This is a genomic window from Maribrevibacterium harenarium, from assembly GCF_006385675.1.
GTDB classification, from domain to species: domain Bacteria; phylum Pseudomonadota; class Gammaproteobacteria; order Pseudomonadales; family Marinomonadaceae; genus Marinomonas; species Marinomonas harenarium.
This window is the reverse complement of the sequence record NZ_VFRR01000032.1, coordinates 1-18,043: the sequence shown is the minus strand read 5'-3', so window position 1 is coordinate 18,043 and position 18,043 is coordinate 1. Positions and strand designations below refer to the sequence as shown.

The 18,043-nt window shown below is 48.3% G+C and carries 19 protein-coding genes; 10 read left to right on the top strand and 9 right to left on the bottom strand.

What is annotated here, in order from left to right; all coding sequences use genetic code 11:
* Window positions 1–49: 49 nt before the first annotated feature.
* From dnaX to FJM67_RS13310, 3 genes are all read right to left on the bottom strand, one after another.
* Complete coding sequence (gene dnaX, locus FJM67_RS13320) at window positions 50–2,206, bottom strand: DNA polymerase III subunit gamma/tau (protein ID WP_140590069.1); 2,157 nt, start codon at window positions 2,204–2,206, stop codon at window positions 50–52.
* Between the two features lie 143 nt (window positions 2,207–2,349).
* Entirely contained in the window at window positions 2,350–3,342 is a 993-nt protein-coding gene (trhO, locus tag FJM67_RS13315) for an oxygen-dependent tRNA uridine(34) hydroxylase TrhO (protein WP_140590055.1), read from the bottom strand.
* Between the two features lie 90 nt (window positions 3,343–3,432).
* Window positions 3,433–4,182 carry a 2OG-Fe(II) oxygenase gene (locus FJM67_RS13310; RefSeq protein ID WP_235890065.1) on the bottom strand — a complete coding sequence of 250 codons (750 nt, stop codon included), beginning with the start codon at window positions 4,180–4,182 and terminating at the stop codon, window positions 3,433–3,435.
* Here FJM67_RS13310 and FJM67_RS13305 point away from each other — a divergent pair, their 5' ends adjacent.
* Window positions 4,183–5,907, top strand: a complete 1,725-nt coding sequence (locus FJM67_RS13305) for a DEAD/DEAH box helicase (RefSeq protein WP_140590053.1) — start codon at window positions 4,183–4,185, stop codon at window positions 5,905–5,907.
* A 63-nt stretch (window positions 5,908–5,970) separates the two neighbouring features.
* Here the strand turns inward: FJM67_RS13305 and FJM67_RS13300 are convergent, their stop codons facing one another.
* On the bottom strand, window positions 5,971–6,726 hold the full coding sequence (locus FJM67_RS13300) for a DUF1499 domain-containing protein (protein WP_140590050.1): 756 nt from the start codon (window positions 6,724–6,726) through the stop codon (window positions 5,971–5,973).
* Window positions 6,727–6,939: 213 nt separating this feature from the next.
* On the opposite strand from FJM67_RS13300, the gene FJM67_RS13295 reads away from it, so the two are divergent.
* Both FJM67_RS13295 and FJM67_RS13290 read left to right on the top strand, forming a co-directional pair.
* Window positions 6,940–7,632: a tRNA-uridine aminocarboxypropyltransferase gene (locus FJM67_RS13295; protein WP_181161508.1), complete on the top strand. Its 693-nt coding sequence runs from the start codon at window positions 6,940–6,942 to the stop codon at window positions 7,630–7,632.
* A gap of 128 nt (window positions 7,633–7,760) precedes the next feature.
* Window positions 7,761–8,039, top strand: coding sequence for a hypothetical protein (locus FJM67_RS13290; protein WP_140590036.1), 279 nt, complete (start codon window positions 7,761–7,763; stop codon window positions 8,037–8,039).
* Between the two features lies 1 nt (window position 8,040).
* Here FJM67_RS13290 and FJM67_RS13285 read toward each other — a convergent pair whose 3' ends face one another.
* Window positions 8,041–8,514 carry a DUF2947 family protein gene (locus FJM67_RS13285; RefSeq protein ID WP_140590034.1) on the bottom strand — a complete coding sequence of 158 codons (474 nt, stop codon included), beginning with the start codon at window positions 8,512–8,514 and terminating at the stop codon, window positions 8,041–8,043.
* Window positions 8,515–8,709: 195 nt separating this feature from the next.
* On the opposite strand from FJM67_RS13285, the gene FJM67_RS17540 reads away from it, so the two are divergent.
* Together FJM67_RS17540 and FJM67_RS13280 are read left to right on the top strand one after the other, a co-directional pair.
* Window positions 8,710–8,883, top strand: coding sequence for a hypothetical protein (locus FJM67_RS17540; protein WP_181161507.1), 174 nt, complete (start codon window positions 8,710–8,712; stop codon window positions 8,881–8,883).
* Window positions 8,884–9,018: 135 nt separating this feature from the next.
* A complete protein-coding gene (locus tag FJM67_RS13280) occupies window positions 9,019–9,672 on the top strand; it encodes an HAD family hydrolase (protein WP_140590032.1) in 654 nt (217 codons plus the stop codon).
* A 9-nt stretch (window positions 9,673–9,681) separates the two neighbouring features.
* On the opposite strand, the gene FJM67_RS13275 is transcribed toward FJM67_RS13280, so the two are convergent.
* A complete protein-coding gene (locus FJM67_RS13275) occupies window positions 9,682–10,710 on the bottom strand; it encodes a nucleoid-associated protein (protein WP_140590030.1) in 1,029 nt (342 codons plus the stop codon).
* Window positions 10,711–10,730: 20 nt separating this feature from the next.
* On the opposite strand from FJM67_RS13275, the gene FJM67_RS13270 reads away from it, so the two are divergent.
* The 3 genes from FJM67_RS13270 to FJM67_RS13260 all read left to right on the top strand — a co-directional run bounded on the left by FJM67_RS13270 (window position 10,731) and on the right by FJM67_RS13260 (window position 12,364).
* Complete coding sequence (locus FJM67_RS13270) at window positions 10,731–11,090, top strand: hypothetical protein (protein ID WP_235890064.1); 360 nt, start codon at window positions 10,731–10,733, stop codon at window positions 11,088–11,090.
* Between the two features lie 96 nt (window positions 11,091–11,186).
* Window positions 11,187–11,609, top strand: a complete 423-nt coding sequence (locus FJM67_RS13265; protein ID WP_140590028.1) for a VOC family protein — start codon at window positions 11,187–11,189, stop codon at window positions 11,607–11,609.
* Window positions 11,610–11,713: 104 nt separating this feature from the next.
* Window positions 11,714–12,364: an OmpA family protein gene (locus FJM67_RS13260; RefSeq protein WP_235890063.1), complete on the top strand. Its 651-nt coding sequence runs from the start codon at window positions 11,714–11,716 to the stop codon at window positions 12,362–12,364.
* An 80-nt stretch (window positions 12,365–12,444) separates the two neighbouring features.
* Here the strand turns inward: FJM67_RS13260 and FJM67_RS13255 are convergent, their stop codons facing one another.
* Together FJM67_RS13255 and upp are read right to left on the bottom strand one after the other, a co-directional pair.
* Window positions 12,445–13,746: a uracil-xanthine permease family protein gene (locus tag FJM67_RS13255; protein ID WP_140590026.1), complete on the bottom strand. Its 1,302-nt coding sequence runs from the start codon at window positions 13,744–13,746 to the stop codon at window positions 12,445–12,447.
* A 13-nt stretch (window positions 13,747–13,759) separates the two neighbouring features.
* Window positions 13,760–14,386 (bottom strand): uracil phosphoribosyltransferase, encoded by a 627-nt coding sequence (gene upp / locus FJM67_RS13250; RefSeq protein ID WP_140590024.1) that lies wholly within the window; start codon window positions 14,384–14,386, stop codon window positions 13,760–13,762.
* Between the two features lie 357 nt (window positions 14,387–14,743).
* On the opposite strand from upp, the gene FJM67_RS13245 reads away from it, so the two are divergent.
* Complete coding sequence (locus tag FJM67_RS13245; RefSeq protein WP_140590023.1) at window positions 14,744–15,379, top strand: Hpt domain-containing protein; 636 nt, start codon at window positions 14,744–14,746, stop codon at window positions 15,377–15,379.
* Between the two features lie 6 nt (window positions 15,380–15,385).
* On the top strand, window positions 15,386–16,330 hold the full coding sequence (locus FJM67_RS13240; RefSeq protein ID WP_140590020.1) for a GGDEF domain-containing response regulator: 945 nt from the start codon (window positions 15,386–15,388) through the stop codon (window positions 16,328–16,330).
* Between the two features lie 113 nt (window positions 16,331–16,443).
* Here the strand turns inward: FJM67_RS13240 and FJM67_RS13235 are convergent, their stop codons facing one another.
* A complete protein-coding gene (locus tag FJM67_RS13235) occupies window positions 16,444–17,625 on the bottom strand; it encodes a BaiN/RdsA family NAD(P)/FAD-dependent oxidoreductase (RefSeq protein WP_140590017.1) in 1,182 nt (393 codons plus the stop codon).
* Window positions 17,626–18,043: the final 418 nt, after the last annotated feature.

Below are 18,043 nucleotides of genomic sequence, written 5' to 3'. Positions count from 1 at the left end.
TCTAAAAGGTACTGGGGAGCTGGCGCTCCCGTTATCAAACTATTTTCAGCTAAACTTTCGCCTTCACTGAGTCATAAATAAGTTGGGCATCGAATTGAGATTTCAATGCCTGAGCGATTGGCAATGTTTGTATATGGGCAATCGCTTGTTGTTGTTTCTCTGCTCGTTTACTGACTGCAAACTCTTCGGCAGTGACACCATCGACTTCGGCTACGGTATCAATAATTAAGGGCACTGGCATGGAAAAGAAATCGGCCAATGCCTGCATGATTTGTTCATAACGCTGCTGGTTAAGCATGTGCCCGTATTCCAATGGCACTTGCAACCGAATCCCCTGCTCCGTTGCTGATACTAAGCTTGAGTTCATGGCGATGTTGTAGACGAGTCCAGTGAGTTGTAAACGCGGCGCCACCAGCCACCAACGCTGCATGTCCAATTCTTTGAAGTGGCTCATTGCAGGCACAGGCATTCCCAAGGCGGGCTGGGAGACGCTATCGAGTACCTCACGCCCATCTGCTACGGCTTCTTCTGAGGTCGCCGTTTGCTCCAATTCTTCCACCAGTGCCGCACTTTGCGCATAGGGGTCTTCCGTGGTGGCGATAGCAAGCTCATCTTCCTCTTCGTCACTTAGCTCGTCGCTCGGCTCCTGCACTTTATCTAACATGGCGGATAAGTCGGATGACGCTCTTTTCGCGACCGGCTCTGGCGTCACTGGCGCTGTGGCCGTTGCCGGAGGCGCTGCCACCGGCTCCTCTGGTAAAGACTCAAAAGCAGACGCTGCGTAGGCTACCTCTTCATCATCCCAAGGGGGTGGGATATCTTGGTCGATATCAGCGTTAGATGTTGATGTGGCTGCCTGTTCAGGAAGCATTTCTGTCTCTGATACGGCATCAGCGACTTGATTTTCCTTCGGCACCTCTAATGGCGCAGGCACTTCGGCACGCGTTGGTGTGGCAACAGTCTCGCTGTGCTCCGACAAGGCTCCAAGTGTCTCTGATGTTTCCCCAGGAGCAGGTTCAGCGCTAGGTACGGACACAGGAGCCGAAGTTATCGGCGTCTCAGCCGGTTTGGCTGCTGTAACCATCTCCGGATCAATATGTCGTATAGGGGTAACTGGTCCAGCCGGACGAAACGCGATTAAGCGCAACATCAGCATTTCAAAGCCTGCCCTAGTGGTATGAGCCAACGGCAGATCCCGTTTACCAATCATCAAGCTCTGATACATCATTTGCAGCTCATCCGCCCCGAGGCTTGCAGCCATTTGGCGGATCGTTGCCAAGTCTCCGGTTTGATCCATTAACGCCCCAGGAACCTGTTGCTCAATGGCAATCCGATGTAAAGCGTCCAACATGGTGCCAGCAATAGCACTGAAGTCAGGTTGATAATCCGCCAGTTCAGCAATTTTTGACAACACCGCCGCCGCATCCCGTCGAATGACCAGATCCAATAGGGCTAAAATTTGGCTTTGATTGACCAAGCCCAACATTGAAGTCACGCCCGTTTCACTGATATTGCCATCACCAAAGGCAATGGCTTGATCCGTCAAACTTAACGCATCCCGCATACTGCCATTGGCCGCTTGGCCGATTTGCCATAGGGCGGGCATTTCGAAGTTCACTTGCTCAGCTTGCAATACCGTTTGCAGATAATCCACCACCCGCTGGGGTGACATATTCTTCAAGTTGAATTGCAAACAGCGGGACAAAATCGTGACCGGCAGTTTTTGCGGATCCGTCGTGGCTAATAGAAACTTAACGTGTTCCGGTGGCTCTTCCAGGGTTTTCAACAAGGCATTGAAGGAGTGCGTGGACAGCATGTGCACCTCGTCGATGAGATACACTTTAAAACGCCCACGAGTGGGCGCGTACTGCACGTTTTCTAACAGTTCGCGAGTATCTTCTACTTTGGTGCGTGACGCCGCATCCACTTCAATCAAATCAACAAAGCGGCCTTCGGCGATTTCGGTACAACTTGGGCATGTACCGCAAGGCTCTGGCGAAATACCATTGGTTTCACAGTTTAAACACTTAGCAAAGATACGGGCGATGGTGGTTTTACCCACTCCACGAGTACCGGTGAACAAATAAGCATGATGCAAACGCTGTTGACGCAAGGCATTGACCAGCGCTTGAAGGACGTGATCCTGCCCAGCCATTTCAAGGAAAGTCTGAGGACGCCATTTACGTGCAAGTACTTGATAGCTCATGCGGATGGTTTGCTACGCTGTTGTAAGTGAAAGAGACGGAAGGCTTTAAGCCAATACTTTGAATTTTAAGTCTTTTGCCGCGCAAATGAAACGCGCTAACCATAAATAAAAAAAGGGCCACATGATATGCAGCCCCGTTTCGCTTAATTATTAGCCGACGCTTTCAAGCGCTGACGCTCCCGCTCTAGTTCCTTTTCACGACGGTGTTTTTCAATCGCATCCTGCACTTCGGCGCCCAAGTGGGCTTCGCCCCGCTCTTTCGCCAGTTGCATTTGCTTTTCACGCTCGACAAAGCGACGACGCTGCTCTTCGGTATATTTATCATAGCAATGGTGACAGCTTACCCCTTGCTCGTAGCGTGGGTCTTTCTTTTCATCTTCGGTAATCGGCATACGACAGGCGTGACACTGATCGTAAGCACCTTTTTCTAGGTTATGGTTTACCGATACCCGGTTATCGAAGACGAAACACTCACCTTGCCATAGGGATTCTTCTTGGGGCACTTCTTCTAAATACTTCAAAATGCCGCCTTCTAGGTGGTAAACCTCGTCAAAACCTTGCTCTTTCAAGTAGGCAGTAGACTTTTCGCAGCGAATGCCGCCGGTGCAGAACATGGCTACTTTTTTGTGTTTGCTTGGATCAAGGTTTTCTTTCACATAGCTCGGGAATTGGCGGAAGGTTTCCGTATTTGGGTTAACCGCATTGGCAAAAGTACCGATCTGGTATTCATAGTCGTTGCGGGTGTCGATCAGCACCACTTCTGGATCACTGATTAAATTGTTCCAATCTTTCGGTTTGACATAGGTGCCAACCACTTTGCGGGGGTCGATACCCTCCACACCCATGGTAACAATTTCTTTCTTCAACTTTACCTTAGTACGGTAAAAGGGCATTTCGTCATCGTAAGATTCCTTGTAGCCAATGTTGTCCAAACCGGGTTGCTGATTCAGCCACGCCAACATAGCATCGATACCCTCACGACTACCGGCAACCGTACCATTGATCCCTTCTTTGGCGAGCAACAGAGTGCCGCGCACGCCCTGCTCTTCAAGCAATAACCGTAACGGATCACGTAGTTCTTGGTAATTATCTAGCTGAACAAATTTATACAATGCACAAACAACGACTTTAGACACTTTCACTCACCTCTTGCTAACCGGAACGTAAAACCGGTGCGTTTAAAACAGGGAGCGAAGTATAACGAAGAAAGTCGCCAAACTCGAATTTTATTGATCTGGATCAATAGCACCCATAATACTGTTGTTAACCCGAAACCAGCCGGCAATGGAGTGGCGCGTTTGTTTCGCAGGTAACACTTCGTGTGGGAATGCTTCACTTAAAAAAATCAACATACGTCCAAAGGTTGGCGCAAATCTGCCTATCTCCATATCGTGGTCGTACTCATCATAAAGCACTATCTCACCACCCGCCTCATCATGCCAATCATCGTTGAGATACAGTACCGTGGTCAGCACACGGTTGCTTTTCCCTTTGAAGGCATCGAGATGTTTCTCGTAGAAATCCCCTTCGTCATAGCGGGCAAAATGGGCTTCATAATCCCACAAGCCGAGAATGAGGGACTTATTCAGCTCAATGCGTAGCGCCAACATGGCGTCGAGATATTGCTGCCGCGCTGGCGTCTCTGGGTCAATCCAACGAATCGAATCGCGACGCCGGCGCTGGTCTTTGTGGTGATCCGATAATCGTCCGATACCTGCTTGTTTTAGATCAGTATCGTCTAATTGCAACGCGTCGGCACGTAAGTCTTGGTTCAGCTGCGCCGAGAAAAAGGTAGGCTGCATACTCCAGCCTTGGACACGCAAATCGGTTACCAAACGCTCAAAAACGTCTGGCGAAGCCAGATAATCAGCAAGATTCATCAGTGGTTTGTTACCTGAAAATGGCAGTAGGGAAAGGGATAGCGCATAATACTCCAAGTTCCGATTTGCACCAGCTTTTTTAGTAGTTTCAAGCACATGTATCAACTCCGCGATTATCAACAAGAAGCCGTCGATGCCACCTTGCGCCACTTTCGCCACAGTGAAGCGCCTGCGGTCATCGTATTACCGACCGGGGCAGGCAAAAGCTTGGTCATTGCTGAGCTGTGCCGTCTTGCCCGCGGTCACGCCATGTGTCTTACCCATGTGAAAGAGCTAGTAGAGCAAAATCATCAAAAGCTGACTAATTTTGGCGTCGATGGGGGCATCTTTTCCGCCGGTTTGAAACAGAAGCAGCAAGATAAACGCCTAACCATTGCTAGCGTTCAAAGCTTGGTCAATCACTTGACTGATTGGCACCAACCCCTTTCTTTGCTGATTATTGATGAATGCCACCGTATCGGCGCTGACACCGAGAGCCAGTATCACAAAGTCATTGAACATTTTCGTCAGTTAAATCCGAGCCTCAAGGTGCTTGGGCTGACCGCTACCCCTTACCGCCTCGATAATGGCTGGATCTACCAGCAACACTATTGGGGTTTTACCCGGGAAGCGCCACAGGCGTTCTTTCAACGCTGCATTTACGAACTTCCCCTGCGCCGCTTAGTAAAAGATGGCTACCTGACGCCACCGTTGCTCTATAACGCCGCCGTCGCCCACTATGATTTCAGCGCTGTAACAGAAAGCGTCATTGAAGATGAGGTAATGCTTAACGAACTGGTGCTCAAACACCCTCGTGTTACCCGAGCGATTTGCGAGCAGATTTTGACTTTGAGCGAGCAACGTCAAGGGGTGATGATTTTTGCCGCCACCGTCGCCCACGCTGAAGAAATCTTTCTTTACCTTCCCAGCAAGGAAACCGCCTTAATCACTGGGGCGACACCCCAGACCCAGCGAGACGAATTGATACGCCAATTCAAAGACAGGCAAATTAAATACCTAGTAAATGTATCCGTACTGACCACAGGGTTTGATGCTCCCCATGTGGATGTGATCGCGCTACTTCGCCCCACGGAATCCGTGAGCCTGTTCCAGCAAATTATTGGCCGCGGTTTACGCCTAGCGCCGGGGAAAAAGGACTGCTTAATTCTGGATTACACCAATAGTGGCTTTGATATCTTTCAGCCGGAAATTGGCGGCACTCGACCTAAAAACACAGAACTGGTCAGTGTCCCCTGTCCACAATGCGGCTATCAAAATCTATTTTGGGGGCGCAAAGACAGTGATGGAAATTTGACCGAGCATTTCGGTCGTCGCTGCCAGGCGCTAGTTGAAACTCTGCATGGGGAAGAGCAATGTGACTACCGTTATGTATTTAAACACTGCCCACAGTGCCAAGCGGAGAATGACATTGCCGCCCATCAATGCCACCAGTGTCAGCACAAACTCATCGACCCTGACGATACACTTAAAAAAGCCCTCAATCTAAAAGACCACTTGGTACTGAGATGCCAAGGGCTAACGAGCGCGCTGGAAGGGGAAAAGCTGACACTCCGTTATGTGGATGAAGACGGCACCGAATTAAAGCAAAGTTACCGGCTTGATCTTAAAAAGGACCTGCTGCGATTGAATCAGGAGTTTATGCGCCGTATGGCGCATGGTGCCGTACCGGTTGAAATTAGTAACAGCAAAGACCTAGCGCCATTCTTGCCTTACCTGCCTGCACCAGATTTTGTCATCGCCAAAAAAGAACGGGGCCATTTTCGCGTAACAGAGCTGATTTTTGATTACCAAGGTAATTTGCGCAAAGCCAACTGCCTGTAACCAGCGCTTATTTGCTTATAGAAAATAGAATAAGGGTAATTTATCAGTTAGAAAGCACTCGGATCAGTTGCGATAGTTTAACGTCGGCGAGCGCTTTAAACGCTGAGACAACTGACTCAAATAGTTGACGATACGGGTAGCGTTCTCGCCGTAATCCCCATGGCCGACACGACTAGAGGAACGCATATCGATACGTATACTGCCGTCGACTTCCTTCACTCTTATAATCACATCATCACGAAAGCCAAATACCGGGGTTCGAGCAGTGGCTTCGATTACTCCCGCACCGGGGTATTGGGCAACCATATCCCAACCCAAATCGCGCACCAGTTGTACGGCCTGTTGATACACCTGCTCCCGATCTTGATTAACAACAAGGGGCTGCACCCTGGGATAATACTTGGCCTGGATAGCTGCCCACTCGTGATTGTAAGTTAAGCTATTTTCACTACTCCGACGCAGGAAATTGACGTTGATATAGGCGGGAGGATTGTCGGTATCCGTGGTGATATCATTAATATTAGGCAAGGCGGCCTTATCAAAGTAAAAACCAATCCAGCCTAAGCTGTACGACAGTGACACCAACAGCACCGCCATACTGAAACGCTGGGAGGCTAAATTGTGCTCACGTCGACACAAGACCATAGCCAACACAGCAAGAAACGATAGGAACAAAGCCGCCCAAACACTGTTGCGCAACATGGAAAAACCCGTAAGTGGCTCAAAAATTCCAACTCGTACTCCTGCGATGGCAAGGAAAGCCACGCAGGTGACTAACAACAACAGTATGTATAAAACTGACGAGAAATAGCGACTCATGCCGTACTCAAAGAACAAGAATAAGTGCGAACCTTATCCCGTCACTGACGTCTGGAACAGCAGTAACCGTCTAGTTCTACTTTGATTTCATTGAATTTGCATATTCAAGGCCAGTGTGTCCTTTTGTAATAGGCGAAACACCGGAAACATGGCAGAATCGCGCCGCCAAAACGCCATTACACGATTTCGATCTTTACAAGGAATACCTCGCAAGTGAGTTCAGTTCATCTACTGCGTGAAAGCCTACGCGCCACTAGCCCACGCCCTTTTATCGCTCGGGGAGCCAATGCGAAGCGTTGCGACCGCTGTTTGATCGCGCTAGAGCACTGTGTCTGTGCGACACTAACCGAGCAAACGAGCCCATTGCAGTTTGTATTGCTTTATCACATCAGCGAAATTTTTAAACCGACGAATTCCGGCCGCCTAATTGCCGACATTTTTCCTGATCAAACCCAAGCCTTCCTTTGGCACCGCACCACCCCGTGCGATGGGTTCCAGCAGTTTTTGACCCGGCACGCCCACGAAGCAGTCATTCTCTACCCTCTCACAGAAGCACGTTCCAGTAGCCAATGCTATATCGAGCCAGCAACCCAGCTATTGGGTATTAATAAACGCTTCGTGATTGTATTGGACGCTTCCTGGCGTCAAGCCAGCAAGATGCTGCACCAAAGCCGCTATATGGATTCAATCCCAAGCTATGGCATTCACCCAAACAGCCAGCGCACGTTTTTAGCTCGTCACGCGAAGCATGACCATCAACTCGCCACGGCCGAGGTAGTCGCCATGCTACTTCACGAGCAACAAGCCGAAGCGCCGTCACTGGCATTGCAACACGCCTACCAAGCATTTAACCAAGCCAGCCTGACAACGAGAGGCCGCCACCACATTAGCGTAGCGATTACCTAACCACAGTAAATGTACACGCTTGTTAACGGCAGAATGGACTACACTAAATAATGACAATAAGAAACGCACGGCCAAGGCAAGGTCCGTGCTGACAAAGTTAGGGACGAGTTGCTTTTGTGAGGCCCACTATGCTTAAAGCTTTAATAGTGTTTCACCTACAGTTATTGCTAATTCAAATCATGCCGTCTTGGTATCAAATACCGTTACTCGATGAAACTGCCGCCCATCGCCACGCCCATTTTCGTCGCACAACCAAAACCTATCGCCGGAAACGCAAGCTAGTACGCAACCTGTGGACTGGCACAGGGATTTTTATGGTCGCCTTCCCCAGCCCACCCACATTGATCGGCGCACTCTTGTTTAGCACTTGCCTGTCGTTCGCTATCTTGGACGAAAGCGAAAAATAGCCTAGCCGCGCAAAGAGAGGTTGGCGGTACCGTCACTGTAAAACTGTACCGCTTGCTTCTTTTTGCGACCTAGCAACACTGGGCCGGTATCTAGGAAGAGGAATGCCTTCCAAGTACGTTGAAACACCCCCCATGTGGTTTCAAAACACAAATCAGAGTGGCAACAAAACCATACGGTAGTGTCATCCCCCCAATTTTGCAGATGCTCGATAATTTCTTCCGGCAACACTGAGTCATCACTTTCCCATCTTGCCTCCCAGCCACATCGTGCGCAGGCTTGGGTCGTCAGCCAATGGTCGCCATCAAGCAGCTCCGGGTAAAGATGATCACTACTAATGTAATCACGCCAAATATTGGCAGCAGCGGTTTCACTTAATAGGCGAATCTGGGCGAAATCTTCGGCTGTCACTTTGGGGTCTTCCCGGCGAAAAATCCAAGCTTTCGGGAAGTGTTCAATCTCTCGATATTGACTCAAAACGCGTTACCCTTAACTAAACCAAATATGCCGCCCAATTTAACAGCAAACCGCCCTATTCTATAGAAGAATTTATCGTTGAATAAAATTCACCTTTGCGGTGAAAAAGCATCGTTTGTCGCACCACGAAGAGCCCGCTACACTCCACATTGTAGTAATTAAACAACGTAAACTCATTACAGATTAGGAGATATTATGGACTCTCAAGAACAATATGAAGCACTACTAGCCCGCTGGGGATTTGTTGACCGTAGTGTTGAGCGTCAAGCCCGTCGCGCTAAAGTGAAAGCCTTTTTTAAAGCCACTCGCCGTATTTTAGTGAAACTGATCGCCAAATCACCGGTACTGGGCACACAAGCGAGCCATTAAGCCAATTTAGTACTCACACAAATAACACTTCCATTCAACCTATCGAGGGGACAAAAACAACAAGCCCTCCTCCCTTTCCTCCGATCACTAAATTCCTTAGTATGTAGCAAACTTTCAACATCCTAGGGGAATGTCGTGTCATTTTTTCACTACGAAGCCATTCTATTTGATTGTGATGGAGTCATCGTCGACACCGAGACGATCTCAAGTCAGATCTTGACCGAGATGCTCGCCAAATGTGGCTTGCATTTAGATGCTAAAACACTACACGACCAATTTGCCGGCTACACTACCGAGCAAAACCTAAAAACCGCCAGTCAAATGCTGGGCAAGCCGTTGCCGGATACCTTTTTGGAGGATTACAAAGCCGCATTCAAACAAACCATCAGCCAAAGCCTACAACCAATTCCGGGGATAACCGCCATTCTAGATAAGTTGACCTGCCCTATCGCCATGGCCACCAATGCCATTCGTAGCGAAACCGAGTACAAGTTACAGTTGATTGGTTTGACCGAGCATTTTAAGACTCGTTTTTGCGTGGATGATGTGGCCCATGGCAAACCCGCCCCAGACCTTTATCTGGCAGCGGCCGCAGCCCTTGGCAAACACCCTAGCCAGTGCCTAGTGATAGAAGATTCTCTCGCCGGCATCCAAGCGGGCAAAGCAGCAGGTGCAACCGTATTAGGGTTTAGCGCCAATATGGACGCCGACGCACAAATTAACGCCGGCGCCAGCACCACTTTTGCCTCGATGACAGAATTGGCACAGCTACTTGGTTTAGTGGACTAAGACTGACTGTTACGAGTGTAGCGACTGGAGTTGCTTCAACAGGCTTTTGGGCAACTCTTTTATCGTCAGCGCACCCGTATCTGGGTTGAACTCAATAGACTCCCCTAGCAATTCCACATCAAAACTCATAGTTAAAGTTCGGTTTGAACCGGATACTCGGGTCAGTTTTTTCAACGCGGCCTTTTCTACGAAAATTTCTTTTTCTACCTGAAACGCCTCAGAGCTCGCCATGGCTAAAAACTCTTCCGCTTGAGCAGGTGAAAAACGGCTCTCGATTTGTTTTACTACCTCGTCCAAGGCTAGCGGCTCTCGCTCCTCCGCTCTTTCCACACACTGTTCTGCTATGGAGCGACGCAATTCATTGGCCGCTTTCGGTGGTAAATTTTGTGTCTGACAAAAAGCAGCGGCTGCTTCTACCAGCTTGCGGGTTTCTTTTGCGGCAACTTTGGGCTCTTCACAGCCAATAAACTTCACAAAATACTCACTTTCGGACTTGGGTGCTTTACCAAAGCGAAATGCGATATAGCGAGTCTCTTCCCGGGCATGGTATGCCGTTAAATTGATCCGCAGGGCCATGTGCAACTTGTCCGTTTCCAATTGCTTCACTGGCGCAAAGCTCAAATCATCGCCTAGCGTGATGCCAGACTTACGCTTCAACAGCACGATAAACAAAAAATGGTTATCAGCGGCGATGTAGTGATTAAACCAAAGTAAACCGCCCTCGGCGTCTTCGGCGGTTTCAAGCTGCTTTACGTACTCACTAGCACAATGCTTGGAGAAGCCTGCAAAGTCATCGAACTTTTCACCGTCAAAGTGCTTATGAAGGAGCGCGGGCAATTGACTGCCAGATTCGCTCCCCTCAGGGTTACTAAACTGGCCGGTATTCATCCCAGAACGGTTAAAAAGATGGGTAACCTGGGCTGCCAACTGCTCTGCGTCCCCATCGACTGGGTTCTCATCGGCGCGGGCGATTAACATTGCCTTGGAATTGCCCGCTTCTTTTTGCACTTCATGCACGATTAAATTGACGATAGACACCGCTAACCTCTACGTTTAGTATGATTCGTTTAAGAACTGAACACCGCTTTCCATCTATGACCAAACCAGCCAAAACAAAAGCCGAAACCCGCCAAGAGATCGAATCTTTGGTCGATCGCTTTATTCGTGAAAAAGGTGAAATCAAGCAGGTAAAAATGGGAGAATCCGGTCTTCAAGACGGCAAGTATAACACGAGCCACGTTGGTTTCGGCGAGCCCCGTAAAGAACGCACGCCGCTAGATCACGTCGTTGCAGCATTAGAACAACGTAAAGCCAACAAGCGCGCACCAGACCCCAAGACCAAACACACGGTAAAACGCCGCAAAAAGGTGATTTACGACGACTTTGGCGAACCACTTCGCTGGGTCTGGGAAGAATAAGGAAATAAGTTAAAACCCTGCCCCTTTACTTTACCCATCGCCATTTGCCATACATACTCAAGATAAATCAATGTGATAGATTATCGAAGAGGCAGCATGAGCATCCGCTACTTACACGCAATGATCCGCACCACAGACTTAGAAGCCAGCCACCATTTCTATACGGAAGGATTGGGCTTAGTGCAAACACGGCGCTATGACAGCGAAAAGGGGCAGTTTTCCCTAGTTTATTACGCTACCGCCGAGGGCGAGCCGGAAATCGAACTAACCTATAACTGGGATGATCGCACCTATTCAAATGGCGATCAGTTTGGGCATTTGGCCTTCGAAGTCGATGATATTTATGCGGTTTGCGAACAATTGCAACGCATTGGTGTCACCATATTGCGGCCACCTAGAGATGGGCATATGGCATTTATTAAAGATCCAAATCATATTTCTATCGAATTATTGCAAAAAGGGGATAGCTTACCTCCCCAAGAGCCTTGGATTTCCATGGAAAATGTGGGCAGTTGGTGATAGATTACAAAAAATTACATGTTTTTGATTTTTTGATCTAAAGCACAACAATTCCACACTGGTGCACACGTGCTTTTGCCGATAAAGTGGATAGGGATTGAATAATGAGACAACCAATGATCGATATGAAAACTCGACAAATTTTAGCGACTGCCCTAGCAGTGGGCTATCTGTTTTCCGGAGCAGCGATTGCTCAGGCAGATTCCCTATACGGAGCAAAAATCGCGGAAAGACTGGTCGACGATGATCGAGATGGTGTCATTAATGCCCGTGATATCTGCCCAGGTACACCGACCGGCGCCATGGTAGACAATGACGGCTGCCACGAAAAAAGCTCGAAACTTCTTTCTATTGAGCTGCAAATTCTATTCGATTCCGGCAAGTACGAAGTAAAACCAGCCTACTTCCCTGAAGTTAAAAAATTAGCGGATTTCCTACGTAGCAATCCAGATTCCTCTGTGGTCATCGAGGGTCATACGGATGACGTGGGTAATGACGAGTACAATCTCAATTTGTCCCAGAACCGTGCTAATGCGATTGCCGCCGTATTAGTGGATAGCTTTAAGATTCGCGCTTCTCGAGTGAAAGGCGTCGGTTACGGGGAAACTAAGCCCATCGCCGATAACTCCACTGCCGCAGGTCGAGAGCAAAACCGCCGCGTTGTCGCGGAAGTCTTTGCAAGACAAACTGCGGATGTGAAGCGCTGGACCATTTACAGCGTTGATAAAGAAAAGAGCCTATTCTCTGGTCGCTAAGTACTCAGTTCTCAACTCACTCAGTTAACCAAACAAAAATGCCGGACAAAATGTCCGGCATTTTTGTTTCTTGTACGAAATTATTTGTGATGAAATAACTCTTCAACGACTTCCTGTTCTTCGTGGAGATCGTTAACTTGATCCGTCTTAGGCAAAATCTGGTTCAAAATGATTGCCACTATACCGCACAGGCTCACACCTTGTAGATGCCAATCCCCCGCCCCTACCATCATGCCACCGATGCCAAACACCAAAGTCACCGCGACAATGATCAAATTACGTTGAATACTCAAATCAACCCGAGACTTGATCAGGATATTCATACCCACCCCGGCAATAGAGCCGAACAGAATCACCAAAATCCCCCCCATGACTGGGGTTGGAATGGTTTGCAGAAAGGCACCAAATTTAGAAATGAAGGCCAAACTGACGGCGAATACGGCTGCCCAGATCATCACCACAGGATTAAAGGCTTTGGTAAGCATAACGGCACCAGTTACTTCGGAGTAAGTCGTGTTTGGTGGTCCACCAAACAGCGCCGCCGCAGAAGTGGCCACACCATCCCCTAGCAGGGTGCGATGCAAACCGGGTTTTTGCACATAGTTTTTACCGGTGACGCTACCAATCGCCAACACATCACCGACGTGCTCAATGGCTGGTGCAATCGCAACCGGCAACATAAATAGAATGGCACCAATATGGAACTCTGGCATCACAAAGGCTGGCACAGATACCCAGCTACTATTGGTTACGGCACTAAAGTCCACCATACCCATGGTCAGGGCGATCAAGTAGCCAGCTGCCACGCCAACGATAATCGGTACTAAACGGAAGATTCCCTTCGCATAGCATGCAACCAGCAAGGTCACAATCATGGCGGGCATAGAGACCATCATGGCATCCCCATATGGGAATAGCTCGATACCACCGTCACCGGATTTACCGATCGCCATATTCACCGCAACGGGGGCTAGACCCAAACCAATTACCATAATAATCGGCGCAATCACCACGGGAGGCAGCAGACGGTGTAAAAAGCCAGGACCACGTAGGGCCACCAATGCCGCCAGCAAGACGTAAATCAAACCAGCACAGAACAACGCCCCCATGGTTGCGGCTTTACCCCAGGTTTCCACCGCGAAGATAATCGGCGCAATGAAGGCAAAGGATGAACCAAGGAACACAGGGATAGAACGCTTGGTGGTGAATTGGAAAATCAGCGTACCAAGACCAGCGGTGAATAACGCCACACTAGGGTCTAAACCAGTAATCAGTGGTACCAGCACCAACGAGCCAAACGCGACGAACAGCATCTGGGCACCCGATAGGATCAAACGCCAACCCGCCAATGTGTTTGCTTGGGAAGTAGTTGTAGAACTCATAGTGTATTTGCCCCTACTTAGTCCCAAAAATCTTATCGCCGGCATCACCCAAACCGGGAATGATGTAACCATTTTCATCCAAATGGCTATCAATGGATGCCGTATAAATATCCACATCTGGGTGGGCTTCCTGCATTCGCTTAATACCTTCTGGCGCAGCTACCAGTACCAAAGCACGAATAGAAGTACAGCCATGTTTTTTCAGTAAATCTATGGTCGCCACCATGGAACCACCCGTGGCTAGCATAGGGTCCACCACCAGCGCCATACGCTGATCGATATCTCCCGCTAGCTTGTCGAAGTAACTTACCGGCTCTAGGGTCTCTTCATCCCGGTATAACCCCACCACACTGATCTTGGCACTTGGCACAAGCTCCAACACCCCGTCCAACATGCCCAAACCAGCGCGCAAAATTGGCACGACAGTGATTTTTTTACCGCGGATCTGCTGGCACGTCACCGGACCACACCAACCATCTTGTTGGTAATCCTCTAACTCTAGGTCTTTGGTCGCTTCGTAAGTAAGCAAATTGCCCACTTCCGAAGCCAACAAACGAAAACCACGGGTGCTGATACCTTGATTGCGCATCAAGCCAATTTTATGACGAACTAAAGGATGAAGAATTTCATGAACACTCATTAAGAAAGGCGCCTCTTGCTGATTAACCGGTTGATCCTGACTAAAAGGTTATTTTCTCACAGATTCCGTTTTCAGGCGATGCAAAGAAGCTGATAGCGCTAGTTTAAAGTACGAAAAAATCTGGTGTAGCTGTAAACAAAACCTCACAAACCACCATAAATAGGAATAAAAGCCTTTTAAATTCAATATCTTGATTGAAACTAAAAAATGTAAATTAGAGTAAGGAAACATTAAAATTTGAACATCGCTTCATTTCTAATTGAAAGTAGGCTAAAAACTTATTCGGGTCATCCAAGCGTATTCAAAGCTTGGCCCAACGAAGCGCTTTGTACAGTCTCACATTTTTAGGGATAGACGATGACAATTTCGGAAACGGGAAAAGAAAACAATCACACGACTCCTTGGCCGCAGATTGAAGGAATTGATGGCGATACTGCACGTTCACATCTACTCAATGATACCGATTTGTTCTTTTCCATTCTGCGCCAAGTGTTGAACGATTATAAACGATACATGGATTTACCTACCCTCGATCTAGACAGCGAACACCGTCTTCATGACCGTCTACAGATAGCAAGAGATATGCATAAATTATCGTCGATTGCAGGGACTATAGGTGCAACGAGAATTCAACAGACTGCTGCTCAGATAGAAATTTCTGTTCGTCAATTGGGGACGGAAATCATCCCACTACTTCAAGATATTTCCTATTCACTAACCCGTTTGGATACAGATGCGCGAAAGATAATAACTGAAAATGAACGCTCATCTTATTCTTTGCCTAGCCAAACGGATGTCAGCTGCGTGATTCAGCAGATGATGCAATTGCTTAAAAGCAGTGATTTGGCAGCACTTGACCACCTAGAACAACATAGAGCGTTATTCCAGCGGCAACTCCCGAACCCTAACTATAGTGCATTTGAACAGGCAGTTACTGAGCTGGCATTTGATAAAGCCTGTAAGATTCTCAACAACTATATAGGGGAGAAATAGCACTCCATGCACCAAATAGGTATAAAACCTCCACGAATTTTAGTTGTTGATGACGACAGTATCGTAATTAAGATACTGCATGAAGTGCTCAAAGGGATCGGGGCGATTCAATTCGCCATGAATGCTGAACAAGCTTTTCGAGTAATTAACACCTCTCGTCCTGACATCATTTTGTTGGATATGGAGCTTCCCGACAGCAGTGGTTTAGATATTTGCTTACGACTAAAACAATCACCGGAAACTACCAATATACCTATACTTTTTATCACGGGCATCAAGGATGATAACTTTGAAGAGATCGTATTCGATGCAGGCGCCGCTGACTACATCACTAAGCCCTTTAACCCAAAAGTAGTCGCAGCGAGGGTCAGAACCCACCTTGGCTACCATAAAGCCATCAGCCTGCTCGACGAGAAAGCCCATACTGATTTTCTCACAGGCCTTGGCAACCGACGCTTATTCAATGACCGCCTGAATGACATACTGCATCATGCTAAATCTTTGAACAATACGGTTTCTGTTATCATGGCCGACATTGATGAGTTCAAAAAATATAACGATCATTTTGGCCATATGCTAGGAGACGAATGCATCCGCAAAGTGGCCTATACCATCGCTGAAAGTTTTTCCGCACCCGATATGGTGTGCGCTCGCTACGGTGGAGAGGAGTTTGCTATTATCTTACCTAACAAAGACCATAGACAAACCGAGCCGATGATTGAAGCGATGATGCAGTCTATCCGAGAGCTAAATCTTATGCATGCTCCGGAGGCAGCCCATAGCACCATTACTGTGTCCATCGGCTACAGTAGCATTAGCTACGCCTGCGTAAATGAACTGTATGAATTAGACGACTGGGTAATAGTCAAAGTTGCGGACTTAGCCCTGTACGAGGCCAAGCGCCTTGGGCGTGACCGTTACACCTACCGAGATATTAGAACACAGGGCTAATACCAACTGTCTGATTTAAGCAGTCTGAATAAATTTGAGCTAAATAGACACAGGGTTATTTGGCAAACCGATAAGTAGCTCTTTAGGGGCGCACCAGGCTCGATGAATCCAATTCAAACAAACTGCCCCGCAGCAAAGCCACTGGCCCATGCCCATTGGAAGTTGTAGCCCCCGAGGAAGCCGGTGACGTCTAGCACTTCGCCGATAAAGTACAACCCGGCAACGTCTTTACACTCGAAGGTTTTGGAGCTGACTTCGTTGGTATCGATCCCCCCTAAGGTGACTTCTGCGGTGCGGTAGCCTTCTGTGCCGTTGGGTGCCACGTTGAAGTGGGTCAAGTAGGTGACTAAGGCATCCAGTTGGTCATTGGCGAGTTCCGCTAGGGGTTTGTTGAGCCATGGGAAGTCTTGGGCTACGACTTCGGTAAAGCGTTTCGGGAAAAGGCTATTGAGTTCTGCCTCCAGGGTGCGTTTGGGCTTCTGTTGTCGCAGTTCGCGAAAGTAGGTCTCCCCCGCTACTTCGGGCAGTAGATTTAGCTGTAAGGGTTCCCCCGGCTGCCAGAAATTGCTGATTTGCAAGATAGCAGGGCCGCTGATGCCCCGGTGGGTAAACAGCATGGGGCCACGAAATGTTTGACCATTGGCAGTGGCGGCGATGTCCACACTCACGCCCGACAGTGTGGATAACTTTTCTTTCATCCCGGGCTGTATCGTAATAGGGACTAATCCTGCCCGCCGTGGCAAGAGTTTCAGACCAAACTGCTGAGCTAAATCGTAGCCGAAGCCGCTTGCCCCCATGGTCGGGATGGATAAGCCACCGGTGGCTACGACCAAGGACTGACAATGGATATCCCCTTGGCTGGTAGCAAGAACAAAACCCGTTTCCGTCTTGGTGACTTTCGTCACAGAAGTGTTGAGGTGTAACTCGACTCCCGCCCACTCGCATTCGGTGAGTAATATTTCCAGCAAGTCTTTGGCAGACTCTTGGCAAAAAAATTGCCCCGGTGTTTTTTCCGTGTATTGCAAACCATGACGGTCAACTAAATCGAGAAAATCCTGTGGCGTATAGCGCTTTAGGGCGGAAATACAAAAGTGGGGATTGGCACTTAGGTAGTGTTTTGGGGCAGCATCTAGATTCGTAAAGTTGCAGCGGCCACCGCCGGACATCAAAATCTTCTTGCCGGGTTTGTTGGCATGGTCCAATACCAACACATTGCGCCCCCGGTAACCCGCCTGTGCGGCACAAAACAAACCCGAGGCCCCAGCGCCGATAATCACCACTTCAACAGACTTCATAGCTATCCCAAATTGACTGAAAACGGTGATTATATCCTAGCTGGATCATGCTGTCTTAGCTGCATCGCCCACCATTAAAGGGCTAGCGGACTGTTTCCACAAAAACCGTGAAAAAGACTGTGGGAATGTCATAAAAACCCATATTTTTCAGTCTATTAGATAAAAGCAAGGAGATTTTTTACTTTTCTTTTTGATCCTAGAGCAAGGTCAATTTCCACAAAATCAGCAAAATGATTACATCTTGATCTATACATCTAAACTGTTTTTATATGGCTGTGTTGCATTTGAGTGTTGGTGGTCTATGCTGAAAACTGTAGTCCAGATGCACCGGAGCCTTCATGAGCACTCAACGCCTTCGCAGTATTCTCCCACATCTTGAAGAACTCACATACGCAGAGCTGAAGAAGCTCAAGCATGA